This is a genomic window from Stackebrandtia sp. (assembly GCF_035643755.1).
Lineage (GTDB): Bacteria > Actinomycetota > Actinomycetes > Mycobacteriales > Micromonosporaceae > Stackebrandtia.
This window is the reverse complement of the sequence record NZ_DASQPW010000251.1, coordinates 1-20803: the sequence shown is the minus strand read 5'-3', so window position 1 is coordinate 20803 and position 20803 is coordinate 1. Positions and strand designations below refer to the sequence as shown.

At 69.8% G+C, this 20803-nt stretch carries 21 protein-coding genes; 17 read left to right on the top strand and 4 right to left on the bottom strand.

What is annotated here, in order from left to right; translation table 11 throughout:
* Positions 1-47: 47 nt before the first annotated feature.
* Positions 48-497 carry a hypothetical protein gene (locus VE172_RS19280; RefSeq protein ID WP_324803598.1) on the top strand — a complete coding sequence of 150 codons (450 nt, stop codon included), beginning with the start codon at positions 48-50 and terminating at the stop codon, positions 495-497.
* A 63-nt stretch (positions 498-560) separates the two neighbouring features.
* Here the strand turns inward: VE172_RS19280 and VE172_RS19275 are convergent, their stop codons facing one another.
* Together VE172_RS19275 and VE172_RS19270 are read right to left on the bottom strand one after the other, a co-directional pair.
* Complete coding sequence (locus VE172_RS19275) at positions 561-929, bottom strand: SH3 domain-containing protein (RefSeq protein WP_324803597.1); 369 nt, start codon at positions 927-929, stop codon at positions 561-563.
* Between the two features lie 88 nt (positions 930-1017).
* Positions 1018-2658, bottom strand: coding sequence for a DNA repair helicase XPB (locus tag VE172_RS19270; RefSeq protein WP_324803596.1), 1641 nt, complete (start codon positions 2656-2658; stop codon positions 1018-1020).
* Between the two features lie 111 nt (positions 2659-2769).
* On the opposite strand from VE172_RS19270, the gene VE172_RS19265 reads away from it, so the two are divergent.
* The 4 genes from VE172_RS19265 (at position 2770) to VE172_RS19250 (ending at position 7630) form a co-directional block, all read left to right on the top strand.
* Positions 2770-3546 carry a L,D-transpeptidase family protein gene (locus VE172_RS19265; protein WP_324803595.1) on the top strand — a complete coding sequence of 259 codons (777 nt, stop codon included), beginning with the start codon at positions 2770-2772 and terminating at the stop codon, positions 3544-3546.
* Positions 3547-3679: 133 nt separating this feature from the next.
* A complete protein-coding gene (locus VE172_RS19260) occupies positions 3680-4366 on the top strand; it encodes an ATP-binding cassette domain-containing protein (protein ID WP_324803594.1) in 687 nt (228 codons plus the stop codon).
* Positions 4367-4369: 3 nt separating this feature from the next.
* Positions 4370-6169 (top strand): YhgE/Pip domain-containing protein, encoded by a 1800-nt coding sequence (locus VE172_RS19255; RefSeq protein ID WP_324803593.1) that lies wholly within the window; start codon positions 4370-4372, stop codon positions 6167-6169.
* 204 nt (positions 6170-6373) lie between these two features.
* Entirely contained in the window at positions 6374-7630 is a 1257-nt protein-coding gene (locus VE172_RS19250; protein WP_324803592.1) for a pentapeptide repeat-containing protein, read from the top strand.
* Here VE172_RS19250 and VE172_RS19245 read toward each other — a convergent pair.
* Positions 7538-8473: a serine hydrolase gene (locus tag VE172_RS19245; protein ID WP_324803591.1), complete on the bottom strand. Its 936-nt coding sequence runs from the start codon at positions 8471-8473 to the stop codon at positions 7538-7540. The genes VE172_RS19250 and VE172_RS19245 overlap by 93 nt on opposite strands.
* 129 nt (positions 8474-8602) lie before the next feature.
* Between VE172_RS19245 and VE172_RS19240 the strand changes: the two genes are divergently transcribed.
* The 8 genes from VE172_RS19240 (at position 8603) to VE172_RS19205 (ending at position 16313) form a co-directional block, all read left to right on the top strand.
* On the top strand, positions 8603-10030 hold the full coding sequence (locus VE172_RS19240) for an arylsulfatase (RefSeq protein WP_324803590.1): 1428 nt from the start codon (positions 8603-8605) through the stop codon (positions 10028-10030).
* Between the two features lie 496 nt (positions 10031-10526).
* Complete coding sequence (locus VE172_RS19235) at positions 10527-11363, top strand: HAD family hydrolase (protein WP_324803589.1); 837 nt, start codon at positions 10527-10529, stop codon at positions 11361-11363.
* Between the two features lie 23 nt (positions 11364-11386).
* Positions 11387-12184 carry a dihydropteroate synthase gene (gene folP, locus VE172_RS19230; RefSeq protein WP_349258460.1) on the top strand — a complete coding sequence of 266 codons (798 nt, stop codon included), beginning with the start codon at positions 11387-11389 and terminating at the stop codon, positions 12182-12184.
* Between the two features lie 38 nt (positions 12185-12222).
* Positions 12223-12594, top strand: coding sequence for a dihydroneopterin aldolase (folB, locus tag VE172_RS19225; protein ID WP_324803587.1), 372 nt, complete (start codon positions 12223-12225; stop codon positions 12592-12594).
* Positions 12591-13112 carry a 2-amino-4-hydroxy-6-hydroxymethyldihydropteridine diphosphokinase gene (gene folK / locus VE172_RS19220; protein WP_324803586.1) on the top strand — a complete coding sequence of 174 codons (522 nt, stop codon included), beginning with the start codon at positions 12591-12593 and terminating at the stop codon, positions 13110-13112. Before folB ends, folK begins: the two co-directional genes overlap by 4 nt.
* Positions 13105-13614: a DUF3180 domain-containing protein gene (locus tag VE172_RS19215; protein WP_324803585.1), complete on the top strand. Its 510-nt coding sequence runs from the start codon at positions 13105-13107 to the stop codon at positions 13612-13614. Before folK ends, VE172_RS19215 begins: the two co-directional genes overlap by 8 nt.
* A 119-nt stretch (positions 13615-13733) precedes the next feature.
* Complete coding sequence (locus tag VE172_RS19210) at positions 13734-14855, top strand: hypothetical protein (protein WP_324803584.1); 1122 nt, start codon at positions 13734-13736, stop codon at positions 14853-14855.
* A 45-nt stretch (positions 14856-14900) separates the two neighbouring features.
* On the top strand, positions 14901-16313 hold the full coding sequence (locus VE172_RS19205; protein WP_324803583.1) for an ICP22 family protein: 1413 nt from the start codon (positions 14901-14903) through the stop codon (positions 16311-16313).
* 4 nt (positions 16314-16317) lie between these two features.
* Here VE172_RS19205 and VE172_RS19200 read toward each other — a convergent pair whose 3' ends face one another.
* Positions 16318-17103, bottom strand: a complete 786-nt coding sequence (locus tag VE172_RS19200; protein WP_324803582.1) for a DeoR/GlpR family DNA-binding transcription regulator — start codon at positions 17101-17103, stop codon at positions 16318-16320.
* A gap of 128 nt (positions 17104-17231) precedes the next feature.
* On the opposite strand from VE172_RS19200, the gene VE172_RS19195 reads away from it, so the two are divergent.
* The 4 genes from VE172_RS19195 to VE172_RS19180 form a co-directional block, all read left to right on the top strand.
* Positions 17232-18101 carry an SIS domain-containing protein gene (locus VE172_RS19195; protein WP_324803581.1) on the top strand — a complete coding sequence of 290 codons (870 nt, stop codon included), beginning with the start codon at positions 17232-17234 and terminating at the stop codon, positions 18099-18101.
* Positions 18098-19006 (top strand): ROK family protein, encoded by a 909-nt coding sequence (locus VE172_RS19190; RefSeq protein WP_324803579.1) that lies wholly within the window; start codon positions 18098-18100, stop codon positions 19004-19006. Before VE172_RS19195 ends, VE172_RS19190 begins: the two co-directional genes overlap by 4 nt.
* A gap of 32 nt (positions 19007-19038) precedes the next feature.
* A complete protein-coding gene (nagA, locus tag VE172_RS19185) occupies positions 19039-20145 on the top strand; it encodes an N-acetylglucosamine-6-phosphate deacetylase (protein ID WP_324803578.1) in 1107 nt (368 codons plus the stop codon).
* The coding region (locus VE172_RS19180; protein WP_324803577.1) for a 1-phosphofructokinase family hexose kinase at positions 20142-20803 on the top strand (662 nt) is incomplete at its 3' end. The genes nagA and VE172_RS19180, both read left to right, overlap by 4 nt.

The window sequence follows — 20803 nt, the reverse complement described above, 5'->3', positions numbered from 1 at the left end:
TTGCGCGGGTCCGCTACCGTGTCGGCGCCCCTCGCGAGGAGACAAACGTGGCTTCCGACGCCGATCGCCTGCGCCCCAAGAACCTGATGTGGCTGGTGGCCGTGCTCGGCTCGAGCCTGACGCTGTCCGTCGTGTCGATGGGCTTCGAGCTGCTCGTCGAGGAGATCGCCGCCCTGATGCGCGGCTTCGGGCACCAGGGCCAGGCCCTGGTCGGCCTGCTCTTGGTCGGCGTGCTGCTGGCGGCGTTCGGAGTGAACCTCCCCGCGCTGTGGAACGGCAGACCGCGGGGCTTCCGTTATGCGGGAGTCATTCTGGTGGCGTCCATCGTCGCCAATGTCGCGATCCTCTGCGGGGGAACCTTCTCGCGCCACGGCGAGGCCGCGGGGATCGGCCTGGTGGTCTCCATCGTGCTGAACCTGTTCGCCGCCCGCCTCATGACCTCCCCCGACATCGGCGCCTACGTCTCCTACCGCGCCGACGGCTCCCCCGGGAATTGAAAGATGGCCGTCGCGACAGGTGCGCGGCGGCCATCTTTCGGGGCGGGGGAAGGATTGTGGGTTCTAGCAGACGCGGACGCGGCCGTCGTAGAACTTCAGGTACTTGTCGGCCACCCAGCCCTTGACGCCCGTGTTGACGTCGCGGACGTAGGTCCAGTCCCCGGTTTCGCTGGTGCAGTGGATGTCGACCTTGTGGCTGGTGTAGCCGGTGCCGAGGGCGACGCAGTTGGTGCTGCGTCCGCTGCGGATGTTGACCGTGGTCTTGAAGGCCTTGTAGTAGGGCCAGTCGATCAGGTCGGCGCCCTTGGCGGTGCAGGCCGCCGAGGCGTTCACGGAGTCGGCGTTGGCGACGGTCGTGACAGTGACGCCGCCCGCGACCACGGCGGCGACCGCGGCGGTGGTCAGCAGGGTGCGGCGGATGGACTTCTTCATCGGGCTTGACTCCTTGAGGGGTTGGGTCAGTCCCGGCGAAGGCTAGCGGCGCGATCTTCCGCTTTTCTTCCCTTGGCGTTGCGGCGGGCTAGCCTTCGAATTCGTCGGCGTCGACGATGCGGTAGGCGTAGCCCTGTTCGGCGAGGAAGCGCTGGCGGTGGGCGGCGTACTCGGTGTCGACGGTGTCGCGGGAGACCACGGTGTAGAAGTGGGCGCCGCGGCCGTCGGACTTCGGGCGCAGGATGCGGCCCAGGCGCTGGGCCTCCTCCTGGCGGGAGCCGAAGGTGCCCGACACCTGGATGGCCACGGCGGCCTCGGGCAGGTCGATGGAGAAGTTGCCGACCCGCGAGACGATGAGAGTGGACAGTTCGCCGCTGCGGAAGGCGGCGAAGAGCTCCTCGCGTTGCCTGGTGCGGGTGGAGCCCCGCACGACGGGGGCGTCCAGATGGGACGACAGGGCCTCGAGCTGGTCGAGATAGGCGCCGATGATCAGGACGCGCTCGCCGGAGTGCTTGCGCACGATGGATTCCACGGCGTCCAGCTTGGCGTCCATGGTGGCCGCCGCGCGGTAGCGGTCGGTCTCCTCGCACACGGCGTAGGCCATGCGTTCGCTGTCGGACAGGCTGACGCGCACCTCGGTGCACTCGGCCGGGGCGATCCAGCCCTGGGCCTCGACGTCGCGCCACGGCGCGTCGTAGCGCTTGGGGCCGATCAGGGAGAACACGTCGCCCTCGCGCCCGTCCTCCCGCACGAGGGTGGCGGTGAGGCCGAGGCGGCGGCGGGCCTGGAGGTCGGCGGAGAAGCGGAAGATCGGGGCGGGCAGCAGGTGCACCTCGTCGTAGACCACCAGGCCCCAGTCGCGGGCGTCGAACAGGTCGAGATGGCGGAACTCGCCCTTGGAGCGGGAGGTGAGGACCTGGTAGGTGGCGATGGTGACCGGGCGGATCTCCTTGCGCTCGCCCGAGTACTCGCCGATCTCGTCGGAGGTGAGACTGGTGCGGGCCAACAGTTCGCGGCGCCACTGGTGTGCCGCGACGGTGTTGGTGACGAGGATCAGCGTGGTGGCCTGGGCCTGGGCCATGACGCCCGCGCCCACGAGGGTCTTGCCCGCGCCGCAGGGCAGCACGATCACGCCCGAGCCGCCCGACCAGAAGGACTCCACCGCCTCCTTCTGGTAGGGGCGCAGCTGCCAGCCCTCCTCGGTGAGGCCGATGGGATGCGCCTCACCGTCCACATAGCCCGCTCGGTCCTCGGCGGGCCAGCCCAGCTTGAGCAGGGCCTGTTTCAGGCGTCCCCGCTCGGAGGCGTGAACGACGATGGTCGATTCGTCGATGGGTGAGCCGAGCATGCCCGCGAGCTTCTTGCTGCGGGAGACCTCCGTGAGCACCGCGGGGTCGTGGCCCTGCAACACCAGGCCGTGGGCGGGGTGCTTGGCCAGACTCAGCCGCCCGTAGCGGTCCATGGTCTCGGTGAGGTCGAGCAGCAGCGAGTGCGGCACCGGGTAGCGGGCGTACTTCAGCAGCGCGTCGACCACGGACTCGGCGTCGTGTCCCGCGGCGCGGGCGTTCCACAGGCCCAGCGGCGTCAGGCGATAGGTGTGAATGTGCTCGGGGGCGCGTTCGAGCTCGGCGAAGGGGGCGATGGCCAGCCGGCACTCGGAGGCCTGCGGGTGGTCCGCGTCCAAGAGCAGCGTCTTGTCGCTTTGAACGATGAGTGGTCCCTCGGTCACGCCGATGCCCTCCTCTGCTTCCCGTGTGTGATCGCGACTATCCAGTCTGGCACGCTGGATGCGGTAATACTTGGTGACAGGTACCACCTCAACCCCAAGGGGGAGATATCCATGCGTTTGCGTAAGGCGATCGTGGCGTTGACCGCCGTTGCCACGGCGGTGGGGGTGATCGCGACGGCTTCCCCGGCCTCCGCATCATCCACTCAGGACGACCACGCCGCCGCGACCCGTACCTCAACCCACGCGGTTCGCACCGTCGAAACCGCGCGACCCTCCTATGACGCCACCCCCGCCTCGACCAAGTGCGAGCAGGGGCCGGATCAAAAGGCCGTGGAGAAGGCGCTGAAGCAGCTGGGCGGCTTCGGTCCCATCACGGTCGACGGGAAGCTCACCGATCAGGAATGCACCACGATCAAGAACTTCCAGAAACGGTATGACATTCGCCCGGTCCACGGCTACGCGGGACCGCTGACCAACCGGATCGCCGGCCACCTCGTCAACTCCTCAAAGGACAAATGCAAGTCCGGCAAGGGGCACGTGGTGTGCATCGATCTGACCCACCAGACGCTGTGGGTCACCCAGAACGGCAAGCAGATCTTCGCCCCGACCGTGGTGCGCACCGGTATGAAGGGTCACACGACCACGACCGGCACCTGGCACATCAACGTTCGCGAGAAGAAGCACTGGTCGCACCCGTTCAAGGTGTGGCTGCCGTACTGGCAGCACTTCCACGACGGCATGGGCCTGCACGAGACCACCACCTATATTCACGACTCCTTCGGCTCCCACGGCTGCATCAACCTGTTGCACGCGGACGCCAAGAAGCTGTACGAGATTCTGAAGATGAACGACACCGTGTACGTCTTCGGGCACCGTTCCGGGACCTGATCGGCGAGCTCACTCGACACACGCCCCGGAGCCGTTCGGTTCCGGGGCGTGTGGCATGTGGGGCGGGCGCCGATTAACGCTACTGACGAGTAACATCACTACATGTGTCAATCGATGTGATGATGAGCGTGTGATGAGACCGGACGAAGCCGAGCAGCCCGCGGACGCCACGCGGGCGATGCCGCCGATCCCCGAGCCCGACATCGAGCCCGAGCCTTTCCTTGTCGCCGAACGGATCTCGGCGTCCGGGCCGGAGGGCGGCATCTTCGCCGACCTGACGGTGCGGGCCCGGCGCGGCGAGCTGGTCGCGCTGGTGGGCGAGTCGGGAACCGGCCGCACCTCGGCGCTGCTGTCGCTGTCGGGGCGCTTCATCCACGGCGCGGGGACCGTGACCGTGGACGGCGACTCCCACCCCCGCCGCGTCCGCGAGCGCGTCGCGGTGGCGCAGGCCCCACCGGCGATCTTCGCGGACGAGAACCACACGGTCGCGCAGCTGATCTCCGAAACCGAACTGTGCGAAGGCATCGAGGCCGCCGCCGTGCGCGCCAGCTGCCGCGACCTCGGCGTCGGGGCCGACACCGGCGCCACCTACGGTCACCTGCCCAAAGTGGAACGCACCCTGCTGTCGCTGGCGTTCGCCGCGGCCACCGGCAAACCCGTCATCACCATCGACGACACCGACTCCGGAATCAACGACGCCTCGGCGGCGCGGGTGTGGGAAGCCCTGCGCGCCTTGGCCGACGGCGACCGGCTCGTGCTCGCCGCCTGCGTGCGCGGCGACGACCGCGCCGATCAGACCATCCGCATCGAAGGGAAGTAAGTCGTGACCGCCATTCGTCTGGCCTTTTTGGAGCTCGGTCGATTCCGGGGGCAGCCGATTCGGTATGCCGCGCTGGCCGTCGTCGTCCTGGTGCCGCTGCTGTACGGCGCCCTGTATCTGTGGTCCAACTGGGACCCGTACGGCCGCATGGACCAGGTGCCGGTCGCCGTGGTCAACGCGGACGAGGGCGCCACCCTGCAGGGCAAGCAGCTCAACGCCGGCGACGAGTTCGAGAAGCAGCTCAAGGACTCCCCCGAGCTGGACTGGAACTTCGTGTCGGGCTCGCGCGCCAAGCAGGGCATGAAGGACGGCGAGTTCTACTTCGCGATCGTGGTGCCCGCCGACTTCTCGAAGAAGCTGGCCACCCTCGCCGGAACCGACCCGAAGCGCGCGTACCTCGCGGTGGACCTGGACGACGCCAACGGCTACATCGTCGGCATGATGGCCAAGACCCTGGAGGTCAAGCTACAGAACCAGATCAACACCGCCGTGTACGTCACCTTCGCCAAGTCGATCTTCGGCAATCTGTCCGAACTGGACGACGGGCTCGGCAAGGCGTCCGACGCGGCCGCGGCCCTGGCCGACGGCGCCGACCAGGCCAACGCCGGCGCCAAGAAGCTCAACGACGGTCTCACCAAGCTCGACGACGGTGCCAACAAGGTGTCCGACGGCGTCGGCACGATCAACGACGCCGTGCAGGACAACGCGCCCGCGCTGATCGGATCGCTGGACACCGTCCAGCATGGGTCCCAGGTCGGCACCGACATCGTCGAGGCACTGTCGGGTGTGGACTCCAATCAGCTGGATGACCTGTGTGACAAGGCGGACAACCCACCCGTCTGCGACGACATCAAGGACTCGGTGAGCGACGCCAAGCGGGACAAGAGCGACGTCGAGCGGCTCAACAGCACCGTTCAGGGGCTGACGGCCGACGGGATCTCCGCCGACGCCAAGAAGATGCAGGACCTGGCCGACGGCGCGCAGGCGGTGGCCAACGGCACCGGCGACGCCGTGGACGGCTCCCGGAAGCTGGCCGACGGCACCCAAAAACTCTCCGACGGCGCGGACAAGCTGTCGTCCAAGCTGGCCGACGCGGCGGGACAGGTGCCGTCCATGGACGCCGCCGACAACGCCAAGGCCGCCGACGTGCTGGGTTCCCCGGTGTCCATCAAGGAGCGCAACGCCAACCCGGCCAAGGTGTACGGCCGCGGGCTCGCGCCGTTCTTCATCGCCATCGCCCTGTGGGTGTTCGGCCTGGTCGCCTACATCATGCTGCGCGTGGTGAATCCCCGCGCCCTGGCCGGACGGGTCAGCGCGTTGACCGCCGCGCTGTCGGGCTGGCTCCCGGCCCTGATGCTGGGAATCCTGGGATCGCTGGTGTTGTACCTGGTGATCGACGTCGCGCTCGGACTCAATCCGAAGAGCGTCGCGGGAACGATCGGGCTGTGCCTGCTGGCGATCACCGTGTTCACGGCGATAGCGCACTTCCTGCGGCTGGCGCTGGACGCCGCGGGTGACGTGCTCATCCTGGTCTTCCTGATGCTGCAGTTGACATCCAGCGGCGGGTTGTATCCACTGGAGACGGCACCCGCCTTCTTCCGATTCATGCATCCCCTGCTACCCATGAGTTACCTGGTGGACGGGCTGCGGGTGACGATCTCGGGCGGCAACGTCGCGCACCTGTGGCGGGACGTGGCGGTGCTGGCGGCCTTCGGGGTGGCGGCGGTGACGGCGTCCACACTGGTGGCCATGCGGCATCGACGCTGGACGATGGGTCGCCTGCGCCCGGCCATCGGACTGTAGGGTCCGCGCGGCATGCCCGCCTAGAATGTGGGCATGCCACCCGATCCCGACGAGGAGCTCAGGGAACTTTCGTCGCGACCGATCTGGTCGGCCATCGGCATCGGGCTGGCCTGCGTCGCGCTGGTGCTCGGGGTTCTGATCCCGATCGCCGTGACCCGCGAGCCTTCCGAGGCGGCGGTGTGGGTCGACATCATCACCCGCTCGTTGACGGTCTTCGCGGGGGTGGGAGGCGGTTTCGCGCTGTGGCTGGCCTTTCGGCGCCAACAGGCAACCGAGCTGGCCTCCCGGCGCGAACACCGCCAGCGCCAACGGGAGGCCGACGACGCCCGCCGCGACGCCACCGAACGCCGCATCACGGAGCTGCGCATCGAGGCGGTGGCGCAGTTGGGATCGGACAAGGCCGCGGTGCGGATCGGCGGACTGCACAATCTGGAGCGTCTCGGCGAGGAGTACCCGCGACTGCGGCAGATCATCCTCAACGAGCTGTGCGCGTACCTGCGGATGCCGTTCGTCATGCCCGCCGAGGACGGCTCCGACAACGCCTACGCGCGAGTGGAACGCGAGGTTCGGCTGACGGCGCAGCGCATCATCGAGCGCCACGTGAGACTGGACGATCCGCACCGCTGGGAGCACGGCGGCGTGAACTTCGCGGGAGCGGTTCTGGAGCGGGTGGACTTCAGGGGCGCCGACTTGGGACACGCCAATTTCAGTCGGGCGACGTTTTACGGCGACCTGCTGATGAGACAGGCTCACTTCACCAGCGCGAAATTCAACGGCGCGGTGTTTCACGGTGCGGTGCACCTGCGAGGGGCCAAGGTCCTGGGAGGCGCGTGGTTCAACAACGCCACGGTTCACGGGGCGTTTCTCGCCCGAGGTGCGGTTTTCCAAGGTACGACACGGTTTCGCGAAACGTATTTCACTGCCAGCGTCTCGTTCAGAGGCGCGACGTTCGGTTCGTCGGCGATGTTCTCCCACGTGACATTCGAGGGGGACGTGAATCTCAACAGCGTCAGGTTTCTTGGGCCACTGGATCTCTATCGAACGCGGTTCCTCTCAATCGTCCAATGTGATCGAATGGACGCCAGGTCCGATGCCAGGTTCGGGAGAACCGAGTTCCGTGGGGCAACAAGGCTTCAAGGCGCGACGTTTCGAATGGTGGCGAGGTTCGAGAACTCGGTCTTTCCTTCCGACACCAGGTTCCACAATGTCAGATTCTATGGACATGCCGTGTTCGCGGGCACAACGTTCCTAGACCAGGCCGAGTTCGACGGCTCGTACTTCCATCATTCGGCCGACTTCTCCACGACGCACTTCGCCCATGCCGACGCGTTCGCGGGGCATCGCCGATGCGACGACATTTACGCCGCCCTAGCCTATGCGCACCATTGGCCCGCGGGGTGGCGCGTCGTCGACAACTCCAACCGAGTCGGCTACGGACGCCTGGAACGCACGCCCGCGTAAGGAAAGCGCATCCCGCGTGATCGTGGCCAGTTCCTCCACATGGGAGATGCCCTTGGCCTCGGTGTCGTTGCCGTTGGTCAGGATGGACAGGTAGATCAGGTGTCCGTCGGCGGCGTCGACCACTCCGTCGCTGTGGGTGATCCAGCCGTTGTCGCGGATGTCCCAGCCGTTCTTCAGCCAGGTCTTCTCGCCGTCGGCGGCCGCGGCGCTGACCCCCCAGTCCTGGGTGGGCTCAACGGTTCCCATCAGCTTCTTGACCACCGCGCGGCTGTCGGCGTTGAGCAACGTGGTGCCGAAGGCGGCCTGTAGGACCTGGCGCTGGCCGTCGGCGGTGGTGAGGTCGGTGCCCCAGGTCGAGTCGCCCACGCACGCGTCGGTGCCGCCCGGGACGGCGTCCTTTTTGGTCTTCGGTGCCAGGATCTGGCACAGGTGGCTGGTCGCGTCGTTGTCGCTGGCGGTGATCATCCGCTCGGCGAGCTGGTACTCGTCGTGCGGCAGCTTGTCGTCCTGCCGCAGCATCAGCCACCGCACCAGGATCTCCAGCTTCACGATGCTGGCGGTCTGGTACCGGTGATCGGTTCCGTAGTCGAGGGTCTCGTCGCCGTGGCGCACCGACACCGAGGCGATCAGGCCGGGGTGTTCCTGCACGTAGGCGTCCACCGCGTCGGTCAGCTGCCGTTGGTGATCGGCGCGGGAACTGCCGCCCCCCGCGTCGTCCTTGGTGGCGGCCGCGCCGCCGGCGCAGCCTGACAACATCAGCGCGCCGCCGAGCAGCAGGGCGCCGCCGACCGCGAGGGTCGGCCGTCGGAAACGGGTGGGAAGGGAAATGACGAGCCTCTTCACGCTGGGAGTTTGGCGTCGCGAACGACGTTAGGCGGCCTCACGGCGCGGCGGCAAGCGCCTGTCGCGCCAGATGTGAGGATACAAACAACGCCGTGGCGCCCGCAATGTCGCCGCTCATAGGATGCGGTCATGGCGCCGAACGTGGTTCTCATCATGGCCGACCAGTGGCGCGGCGACTGTCTGTCGACCGCCGGGCACTCCGTCGTCCGCACGCCGTACCTCGACAACCTGGCGCGGCGGGGCGCCCGCTTCACGCGGGCCTATTCCGCTTCTCCCAGTTGCATTCCCGCGCGCGCCTCGCTGCACACGGGGCTGTCGGCGCGTCACCACGGGCGGGTGGGTTATCGCGACGGCGTCGAGTGGGACTTCCCCGTCACCATGGCGGGCGAGTTCTCGCGGCAGGGCTTCCAGACCCGCGCGATCGGCAAGATGCACGCGGCGCCCGCCCGCAATCGGCTGGGCTTCGACGAGGTGGTGCTGCACGACGGCTACCTGCATTACGGACGCGACCGCGCCGTCGACCACCGCTTCGGCGACGACTACCTGACGTGGCTGCGGCGCCAGCCCGGCGAGGGCATCGACGCCGACTACACCGAGCACGGCCTGGACTGCAATTCGATGGTGGCCCGCCCGTGGGGACGCGCCGAACGCCTGCACCCCACCAATTGGGTGGTCACCGAGGCGATCGACTTCCTGTACCGCCGCGACCCGCGCCAGCCCTTCTTCCTCAACCTGTCGTTTCATCGGCCGCACCCGCCGTTCGACCCGCCCGCGTGGGCGTTCGAGCAGTATCTGGCGGGGCCGCGCTACGAGCCCGCGCACGGCGACTGGTCGTCCTATTTGGAGAGATTTCGGCAGGACGACCGCCCCGACGCGAACCTGGCCCGCTTCGACCCCGAGACCCTGCGGCGGGCGTTCGCGGGGTACTTCGGGCACATGTCGCACATCGACCAGCAGATCCAGCGCTTCGGCGAGGCGCTGGCCGAGTTCAGGCTGGACCGCGACACGGTGGTGTGCTTCACCTCCGACCACGGCGACATGCTCGGCGACCACGACCTGTGGCGGAAGTCGTTGCCGTACGAGGGATCGACCCACGTCCCACTGATTCTGCGCCGCCCCGGAGCGCCGCGGGGGGTGGTGGGCGATCAGGTGGTGGAGCTGCGCGACGTCATGCCGACCCTGCTGGACAGCGCCGGGCTGTCCATTCCCGACGGCCTGGACGGGCACAGCCTGCTGCGCGCGGCGGACGGGGACGCCGCGCCGCTGCGGGGGTACCTGCACGGCGAGCACACCTACGCGGGGCGGCAGTCGGTGCACGCGATCACCGACGCCCGCTACAAGTACGTCTGGTACTCGGGCGACGGACACGAGCAGCTGTTCGATCTGGCGGGCGATCCGCGTGAGCTCCACGACCTGGCCGACGCCCCCGACAGCGCCGACGTTCTCGCCGAACGGCGCCGACGGCTCGTCGACGAGCTGAGCGACTCGCCAGAAGGCTATGTGGACGGTGGACGTCTGGTTCCTGGTCGTCAGCCGTTCGACGTGCTTCCTCGGTAGGGCCCCGAAAGTCCTCATCCACCTGCGGTTACGCTGTGTGATTTTTTCTACCGACCAGTAGTGGACATGGTTGTCAATGTGCCTAAATCCGATGCGGCACTTTGGATATCGCATCTTGCCAGGTAACACGGATGAACCTCGCAAATGCGCCAACTCGAAAGTTGTCCGCCCGATTTGTAAAACCACTGTGGATTATCTATAGAGGACCTTACTGAATATCACGCTGGGTTACCGATATCCAGACTTCTGTCATATATCCGACACTTTATAACGGGCCCACAACCATTGACGCCCAATGAAAACACGGTGCAAAATCGTTCTGCGGGAGGTCGTCGCACCTTCGAAGCACCGGCCGGTTGACTCCGTGCCCCGACCGTGGCTTTCGATCAGCGCCCACTAGGACGTTGGGAGTGATGGCCTCCCGACCAATGTGTTTACGCACCGAAATACGGCCGTGAAAGGTGCTTTTGTCACCGCGCGAGGCTAGGCTTCTTGGGTGGAAAGTAGCGAGTCGTCCCAGGCAGGGGACGGGCAGGCAAACGACGTCCCCGAGCGCGCGGCGGCGTTCTTTGATGTGGACAACACGCTGGTGCGGGGGGCGTCGGTGTACTGGTTCGCGCGGGGCCTGGCGGCCCGGCGGTTCTTCAGGCATCGCGACCTGGCGAAGTTCGTGTGGCAACAGGCGCGTTATCGCCTGCACGGCAAGGAGAACCACGAGCACATCGCCGACGTGAAGGAGTCCGCCCTCTCGTTCATCGCGGGGCGGCGGGTCGCCGACTTCATCGCCCTGGGCGAGGAGATCTTCGACGACACCATCGAGGCGAAGATCTGGTCGGGCACCCAGGCGCTGGCCGAGGCGCATCTGGCCGCGGGGCAGCAGGTGTGGCTCGTCACCGCGACGCCCGCCGAGCTGGCCGACGTGATCGCCCGCAGGCTCGGGCTGACCGGGGCGCTCGGCACCGTCGGCGAGGTGCACGACGGCGTCTACACTGGACGGCTGGTCTCGGACATCATGCACGGCCCCGCCAAGGCCGAGGCCATCCGGGAGCTGGCCGCCAAGGAGGACCTCGACCTGTCGCTGTGCACCGCCTACAGCGACTCCAGCAACGACCTGCCGATGATGACGGCGGTCGGCCACGCCGTGGCGATCAACCCCGACCCGGCCCTGCGCCGCGCCGCCCGCGAGAAGGGCTGGCAGGTGCGCGACTTCCGCACCGGGCGCAAGGCCGCCAGGGTCGCCCTGCCCACCGCGGTGGCCGCGGGCGCCATCGCCGGCGCGATCGCGGGGGGCGCCGCGCTGCGCCGTCGCCGCTCGGGCGGGCCGCTGTCGTGAGCGACGTCCGCGTTCCGCGGATCATGGGCATCCTCAACGTCACGCCCGACTCATTCAGCGACGGAGGCAAGTACGTCGATGTGAAGTCGGCGCTGGGGGCCGCCCGCGCCATGCTGGCCGACGGCGCCGACATCATCGACATCGGCGGCGAGTCCACCCGGCCGGGCGCGGGCCGCGTCGACGCCGCCACCGAGATCGCCCGCACCGCCGAGGTGGTGGCCGCCGTGGCCGCCGAGGGCGCCACCGTCAGCATCGACACCACCCGTTCCGAGGTGGCCCGCGAGGCGCTGCGGCGCGGGGCGTCCATCGTCAACGACGTCTCGGGCGGCGCCGCCGACCCCGCTATGGCCGCCGCGATCGCCGAGTCCGGCTGCCGCGTCGTCCTGATGCACTGGCGCGACCACTCCGCCGACATGTACGGCAGGGCCGTCTACGGCGACGTCGTCGCCGAGGTGTCCGCCGAGCTGCGACAGCGCGCCGCGGCCATGCTCGACGCCGGGGTGGCGCCCGAACGCGTCATCCTCGACCCCGGCATCGGCTTCGCCAAGCTCCCCGAACACAACTGGGAGCTTCTGTCGCGTTTGGACGAACTCGGCGCGCTGGGCCACCCGATCCTGTTCGGCGCGTCCCGCAAATCCTTCCTGGGCAAGCTGTTGGCCGACGCCGACGGCCGACCCCGGCCCGTCGACCAGCGCGAGGCCGCCAGCCTCGCCACCTCCGTGCTCGCCTTCGACGCGGGGGCGTGGGGGGTGCGGGTGCACGACGTGCGCGCCACCGCCGACGCCCGCGCGGTGTGGCGGGCGACGCGCCACACCCGATAAGCCCGACGGCCGCGACGCGGCTGCCGTACGGTGTGACCGTGGCCGACCAACCGGACCGGATCTCGCTACGCGGACTGCGCGTGCACGGCTATCACGGCGTCTACGACTTCGAACGGGCCGACGGCCAGGAATTCGTCATCGACGTGGTGCTGCACCTCGACACCCGCGCCGCCGCCGAGTCCGACCACATCGGCGACACCGTGCACTATGGTCACCTCGCCGACGCGCTCGTTGAGGTGGCCGTGGCGAAACCGGTACGGTTGCTGGAGACCCTCGCCGAGCGGTTGGCCGCGGTGTGCCTGTCCTACTCGCAGGTGAACGCCTGCGAGGTGACGGTGCACAAGCCGCAGGCGCCGATTCCCCACGCGTTCACCGACGTGTCGGTGACGATCAGCCGGAGCCGCCCATGACCTCCGTCGTTCTCAGTCTCGGCGCCAATCTCGGCGACCGACGATCCGCCCTGGCCCGGGCGGTGGCGGCCCTCGGCCCCGACAAAACGTCCGAAGTGTACGAAACGCCGCCCTGGGGGGACGACGACCAGCCCCACTACTACAACATCGCCATGACCGCGCACGATCCCGACGCCACGGTCTTCGACTGGCTGCGCCGCGCCGAGGACTGCCAGGTCGCCGCCGGCCGCGTCCGCGATCCCCAGCGCCGCTATGGACCCCGGGTGCTCGATGTGGACATCATCGCCGCGCACGACGACGACGGCGAACCGATCCGCTGCGACACCGAGACCCTCACCCTGCCGCACCCCCGCGCCCATCAGCGTGCCTTCGTGCTGGTCCCCTGGCTGTCCATCGATCCCGGCGCCGCGCTGCCGGGCCGGGGGCGGGTGCGCGACCTGCTGCGCGACCCGGGGCTCGCCGCCGACGCGCGCACGCTGCGTCGGGTGGGCGGACTAAGCTCTACCGATCATGGCTGACAAGGACACACCGCCACAGCCGTCGCTGAAGCCGACGGCACCGTCCACTTTGTTCGTCTCAGCCTTGGCCACCGGCGCGCTGATGCTGCTGCTGGCCTCCCGCACCTATCCGCCGGTGCCGCGCTGGTACACCCCGGCCTTCCTGGCGGTGCTGGCCCTCGCCCTGGCGTACACCGCGCACACCACGAAGGCCCGCATCGCCCGCAAGCCCGGCACCCGGCCGGTGGAGCCGCTGGTGTTCGCGCGCTTCGCGGCGCTGGCCAAGGCCTCGTCCATCGGCGGGGCGCTGATCGCCGGCGCCTACGCGGGTCTGCTGATCTACCTGGTGGCGCACCGCGACAGCCTGAAGGCCGCCGCCGGAGACCTCCCCAACGCGGCCTTCGGTTTCGCCGCCAGCCTGCTGCTGGTGGCGGCCGGATTGTGGCTGGAACGCGCGTGCCGCGTCCCCGATGACGAGGACGAGGACGACCATCCGGACGGGGCCTCCACCGCGAACGGGTGAGCGGGGCTGCCGAAATTCCGGCAAAACGGCTAGGGTGCCAGTAGACAGCTCTCACAGGCTGGGATTCGTCCGCGAGAAGCCCTTGCCCGCATGGTTTCTCATTGTGTTGAGGTGGCCATATGCATCCGGACCCCGACCGTACCCTGCGGTTGCCGTCCGTATTGGACGATGTGTACTCCGCCGTGCCGGACGAACCCGCCGACCGGCTCGGCATCCACGTCCTGCTCGAGGCCCTGCTGCTGGCCGCCCTCGCGGGCGGACTGCTGGGCCTGTTCCAGGTGCCCGGCAACCCGCTGGCCTCCGCGTCCGGACGCGGCCAGGTGATGGCGCTGGCGGTTCCGGCGCTGCTGGCGACCATGGCCCTGGCGCTGTCGCTGCGGGCGTGCGCGCCGAACCTGGCGGTCGGCGTGATCGGGCTGGGTGCGGCGAAGTTGTTCGCCGACAACGCTTCCCGCGGCCTGCCGCTGGCGCTGACCATCGCGGCCGGCGCCGCCCTGGGCGCCGGGCTGGTGATCGCGGCGGCCGTGGTGCTGCTGCGCGCCCCCGGGTGGCTGGCCAGCGCGGCCGTGGCCGCAGGGGTCTTCGTCTGGCTGTCGGGGCGACCCGGCTCCGAAACCCCGCCGGTGCCGCATATCTCGCACTCCTGGGTCTGGCTGGTGGGCTGCGCGGCGCTGTCCGTCCTGGGTGGAATGTGGGGGGCCACCAACGGGACCCGGCGCCGGCTGGGCGAGTGCCGCCTGGCCAACGCGACGATCGCGCGCCGATCGGGCGGCGCGGTGGCCACCCAGATCGCCGCCCTGGCGGCCTCGTCTCTCGTGGCCGCGGCTGCCGGGCTCTGGATGTCGTGGGTGCCCAGCGACACCCGCGCCGCCGAGGTGGTGGACGGCCCGTGGTCGCTGACCGCCTTCGCCGTGGCCGCCGCCCTGCTGGGCGGCACCAGCGCCCTGGGGCGCCGGGGCGGGTTCCTCGGCAGCGTCCTGGCCAGCTTCGCGCTGCTCACCGCGCTGCTCATCACGGCCCAGCGCCACCCGTTCAATCCGCTGTGGACGATCGGGGGCGCCCTGGGGCTCGGCCTCGTCATCACCCGTATCGTCGAACGATTCGGCGCGCCAAAGCCGACTTGGTGGGAGGACCGCACCGACACATCGGAGATGGATCGTGTTGAATCCCAAGCGTTTCCGACCACCCAGGTCAACAGCTACGACCCCGGGGACATTGATCCCTATCGAGGTGTGAATTGACAAAACGATAAGGTGTCCAACCATTCCGTGTGTGGAGAGTGAGAAATGAGCTCAACCGATGCCCCCCAAGGCGCCGGAAGCGACACGCCGCCGTCCTCCGCCGCCGCCGGCGACGGAGACAACGCGCAGGCCACCGCGTCCGACGCCCCCTCCCCCGAGACCACCCCGGCCGAGCCCGGCGACAGCACCCCTGCCGAGTACGCCGAGCAGCCGACCGAGCCCATCGAGACCGAGGCCGAGGTACTCGAGCCCGAAACCGAGGTGCTCGAGCCCGACGAGATCGTGCCCGGCCTCGCCGAGGGCGTGCCGCAGCTGCCCGCCGAGGACCCCGCGACGGCGACCGAGCTGTTCCCGCCGTCCACCCTCACCGTGCCCGCCGAGGCCGAGCCCTCCGGCGAGCGCGACCGCCTCGCCGTGCACTTCGTGTGGGAGGGCGTCCTGCTGATCCTGGTGGCGCTCGGCGTGGCCGCCTGGTTCCTCTTCGGACACACCGCCGTCTTCAGCGACCTCGACTCGGCGGCCTCCACATTGGTCGGCGTGGCGCCGTTCATGTTGCTGGCCATGGCCCTGGGGCTGTCGCTGCGCGTGGGCGCGGTCAACCTGGCCGCCCCGTTCCTGGCCTTCCTGACGGCCATGCTGTACGGCCACCTCGACAAGGTCGCGGCCGTGGATCTGGCTTATCTGGCCGCCATCATGGTGGGCGCCGGCCTGGTGCTGACCCTGCTGGTCACCGTGCTGCGCGTTCCGGGCTGGGCCGCGGGACTCGGCATGGGCGCCGCCGCCTGGGGCGCCATGGATTACATGCGCGACACCGGTTTCGGCGACGGCTTCACCCAGCCGACCCACCTCAGCCTCTCGCCCTTCGCGGCCTGGGTCACCGTGGGCGTCGTGGTGCTGGTCTCGATCGCCGGCGGCGTCGTGGGGCTGATCCCCGCGCTGCGCCGGGTGTGCGGCGACAGCCGGGACGCCGCGGCGGGCGTCAAGCCGCGTGGCGTCGCGTCCTTCCTGCTCACCGCCGCCGCCCTGATCGGCTCCTGCCTGCTGGCGGGGGTGGCCGGGGTGCTGTCGAAGACCGACACCGGCGCCAACTTCAACTCCGGCGTGCTGGGCGCCACCCTGGGCTTCAGCCCGCTGCTGGCCGCCCTCGGCATCGTCCTGATCGGAGGGACCGGTCTGAGGGGCCGCCGCGGCGGCGTCTTCGGCACCCTGCTGGCCGCCGTGGTGGCCTTCGCGGTCACCGTCGTGGTGCCGCACGACCTGCTGGGCGCCGGGAGCGTGACCGACAACTTCCTGATCCCGGTGGGGCTGTTCACCCTGGGCCTGCTGGTCAACCTGGGCTTCGACCTGTTCAACCGTCCGAAGAAGACACCAGCGGCCGCGCCGGCTCACGCCGCCGAGGCCGAAGCGGCGCCGACCGAGGTCGAGGTCAACGCCTACATGTACCGACCCGCGGAATAACGGCTCACACCCGCAACACCTTGATCCCGGCCTCCGTGAACGGCGTCACCACATCGGACGCCACAGTGGAGTCCGTGATCAAGGTGTGCACCCGCTCCACCGGGCAGATCCGCGCGAAGGCGTGACCGCCCAGTTTGGACCCGTCGGCGATGATGACCACCTTGCGGGCCCGGGCCGCCATCAGCTGGTTGATCGCCGCCTCGCCCTCGTGATGCGCGGTGGCCCCCAGTTTCACGTCGATGGCGTCCACCCCAAGGAAAACCATGTCCAGCGTGATCTCGCGCAGGATCGGCGCCGCCAGCGGCCCGATCAGCTCGTAGGACTGTGGACGCACGACCCCGCCGACCACCACCACCTTGATGTGGGGCCGCACGATCATCTCGTTGGCGATGTTCAGCGCGTTGGTCACTATGGTCAGCGGCGTGGTGCCGGAGGTGGCCACCAGGTCGGTGCGCATCGCCAGCGCCCGCGCCACCTCGGTGATGGTGGTGCCGCCGTTGAGGCCGACCACCATCCCGGACGACACCAGCCCGGCCGCCGCCGCGCCGATCCGGTGCTTCTCCTCCACCCGCTTGGCGGTCTTGTACCGCAGCGGCAGGTCGTAGGAGACGCCGCCGGCCACGGCCCCGCCCCGGGTCCGGGTGATCATCTGCTGCTGGGACAGTTGGTCGAAGTCGCGCCGGATCGTCGCCTGCGACACGTGCAGCTGGCTGGCGGCGTCCTCGACGCTGATCCGGCCCTGCGAGGCCAGGATCTCCAGCAGGGTGTTCCACCGGGCGTAACGGTCCATCGTTCCTCCACGAAAACGCACCCGGGATTGGCCAGGTGACGGTTATGTGTGCACAATAGTGCGCGAAACCCCGGCGGCCCGCCGAAGGTCCTGCGCGAAGGCGCGTGAAAATCTGGTTGGGAGTGTTCATGTCGTACGTCGATTCCGAGATCACCCGGCAGCCCGAATGCTGGAGCCAGGCGCGCGAGGTCGCCGACCAGCGGGCCGGCCTGCTTCCCTCCCCCGGCGAGCGCGTCGCCGTCATCGGCTGCGGCACCTCCTGGTTCATGGCCCAGGCATACGCGGCGCTGCGCGAGGCCAGCGGCGCCGGCGAGACCGACGCCTTCACCGCCTCGGAGTTCCCGCAGCGCAAGTACGACCGGCTGGTGGCGCTCACCCGCTCCGGCACCACCACCGAGGTGGTGGACGTGCTGGAACACACCGCGATCCCGTCGCTGGCGATCGTCGCCGACGACGGCACCCCCGCGACCCGGGCGGCCGACGCGGTGATCGCGCTGCCCTTCGCCAGCGACCAGTCCGTCGTGATGACCAGCTTCGCCACCAGCGCGCTGGCCCTGCTGCGCGCCCACCTCGGCGAGGACCTCGACGCCGCGATCTCCGACGCGCAGGTGGCGCTGGACGCCCCGCTTCCGGTGGACGTGGTCGACATCGAGCAGATCACCTACATCGGACAGGGTTGGACCGTCGGCGTGGCGCACGAGGCGGCGCTGAAGGCCCGCGAGGCCGCCACCTTCTGGACCGAGTCCTACCCGGCGATGGACTACCGGCACGGGCCGATCTCGATTGCCGGACCGCACCGCGCCACCTGGGCGTTCGGCGAGGCGCCCGAGGGGCTGGCGGCCCAGGTCGCCGCGACCGGCGGCGCCTTCGTCTCCTGCGGGCTCGACCCGCTGGCCGAGCTGATCGTCGCCCAGCGCACGGCGATCGACCTGGCGCGGCAGCGCGGCCTCGACCCCGACGCGCCGCGCCACCTCACCCGCTCGGTGGTCTTGAAGTGACCGCCACCGAGGTCGTGATCGCCCTGGACGTGGGCGGCACGTCCATGAAATGCGCCCTGGTGGACGCCTCCGGGCGCGTGCACCACAGCCTGCGCCGACCCACCCCGCGCGCCGCCGGTCCCGAGGCCAGCGTCGCCGCGATCGTCGACACCGTCGCCGATCTGGCCGCCGTGCCGGGCTTCGCCCCGATCGCGGTGGGCCTGGTGGTGCCGGGCGTCATCGACGCCGAGCGCGGCGTGGCGGTGTACTCGTCGAACATCGGCTGGCGGAACGTGCCGTTTCGCGAGCTGGTGGAGTCCAAGGTGGGGCTGCCGACCGCGCTGGGCCACGACGTGCGCGCCGGCGGCCTGGCCGAGGCGCGGCTGGGCGGCGGGCGCGGCAGCTCCCAGATGCTGTTCGTGGCGATCGGCACCGGCATCGCCGGTGCGCACATTGTGGACGGACACACCACCGCGGGCGCGCACGGCGCCGCCTGCGAGCTCGGGCACCTGGTCGTGCGGCCCGACGGCCCGCAGTGCGGCTGCGGCCAGCGCGGCTGCGTGGAGTCGCTGGCCTCGGCGGTGCAGTTCGAGCGCCGCTTCGCCGAGGCGTCCGGCAGGGAGCTCAGCGCCGAGCGGATCATCGCGCTCATCGACGACGACCCGGTGGCGGCGCGGGTGTGGCGCGACACCGTGGAGGTGCTGGCCGACGGTTTCCTGTTGGGCATCGCGATGTTCGACCCCGACACCATCGTGGTCGGCGGCGGGCTGGCGGCGGCGGGCGACGCCCTGCTGACGCCCCTGCGGCGGGGGCTCACCGCGCGCGCTACGTTTCACACCGTTCCGGAACTGGTGCCCGCCGAGCTCGGCGACTCCGCCGGCTGCATCGGCGCGGCGCTGCTCGGCATCGAGCGGATCCGGCGATGAGCGTCGGTCCACAAGCGACTGGAGGCGAAAGCATGAGTCTGCCCGGCAACGCCAAGGTGGTGGTCCCCGGCGGCGTGGTTCCCGGCACGGTGCGCGTCGAGGGCGACCGGATCGTCTCGATCCCCGAGGGGGACGAGGCGGACGCCACCGGCTGGATCGTCCCCGGCTTCGTGGACATCCACTGCCACGGCGGGGCGGGCGCCTCCTACACCGTCGGCGACGCCGACCAGGCCCGCGCCGTGGCCGCCTTCCACGCCGCGCACGGCACCACCACGACGCTGGCGTCCCTGGTGTCGGCGCCGTTCGACCTGATGCTGAAGGCGACCGAGGCGTTCAAGCCGCTGGTGGACTCCGGCGTGCTGGCGGGCATCCACTTCGAGGGCCCCTACCTGTCTCAGGACCGTTGCGGCGCACAGAATCCCGACGTCCTGCGCGACCCCGACATCCGCGAGCTCGACCGGCTGGTGGAGACCGGCGCGGGCGCGATCAGGATGATGACCATCGCACCGGAGCGCCCCGGCGCGATCGCGGCCATCGAGTGGCTGTCGGTGCACGGCGTGATCGCCGCGATCGGCCACACCGACGCGTCCTTCGAGACCACGATGGACGGCATCAACGCCGGTGCCACCGTGGCCACGCACCTGTTCAACGGCATGCGCGGCTTCAACCACCGCGAGCCCGGCCCGATACCGGCCCTCCTGGACGATCCCCGGGTGGTGTGCGAGCTGATCGCCGACCCGGTCCACCTGCACCCGGGCACCCTGGCCTTCGCCGCCCACTCCTCGTGCGCGCCCTGGGCGGTGCTGGTCACCGACGCCATGAGCGCCGCCGGGATGCCCGACGGGGACTACGAACTCGGCGGGCTGTCGGTCACCGTGGCCGAGGGCGCCGCCCGGCTGTCGGACTCCGGATCGATCGCCGGCTCCACCATCACCATGGACGACGCGTTCCGCAACACCGTCAACGCGGGCATCGAGGTGCCGGTGGCGTCCCAGATGGCCTCCCAGACCCCGGCGGACCTGCTGGGGCTGTCCGACGTGGGCCGCGTCGAGCCCGGCGCCCGCGCCGATCTCCTGGTGTACTCCGAGGACCTCGAGCTTCAAGCGGTGATGCGCGCCGGAGAGTGGATCTCGCGGTGATCCTCGCCGTCGCCCTCAACGCCGCGCTCGACGTCACGTACCACGTCGACGGCGAGGTGCGGCCGCACGCCACCCACCGGGTGCGCGCGGTGGACGCGATGGCCGGCGGCAAGGCGCTCAACACCGCGCGGGTGCTGCACGGCTGGGGCGAGAAAGCGACGGCCACCGGTCTGGTGGGCGGCGCGACGGGCGCCCAGATCGTCGCGCGGGTCCCCGCGGGCCTGCCGCACAGCTTCGTCACGGTGGCGGGCGAGTCGCGCCGCGCCCTGGTGGTGGCGGATTCGCTTGACGCCACAGGATTCTGGGAGCCCGGGCCCGAGGTGACAGCCGCCGAGTGGGACCGCTTCGTCGCGCGGTTTCGCGCGCTGCTGAAGGTCTCCTCCGTGGCGGTGCTGTCCGGCTCGCTGCCGCGCGGGCTGGCCCCCGACAGCTACGCCCGCCTGGTCGCCGAGGCCCGCGCCGCCCGCGTGACGTCCATCCTGGACTGCGACGGCGAGGCGCTCCTGTTGGCGCTGGCGGAAAAGCCCGACCTCATCAAGCCCAACGCCGCCGAGCTGGCCGCCGCCGTCCCCGGCATCGACACCTCCACGGTGGACGGATGCCGCCGGGCCGCCGAACGGCTCCGCTCGGCGGGGGCCGGCGCGGTGGTCGCCTCGCG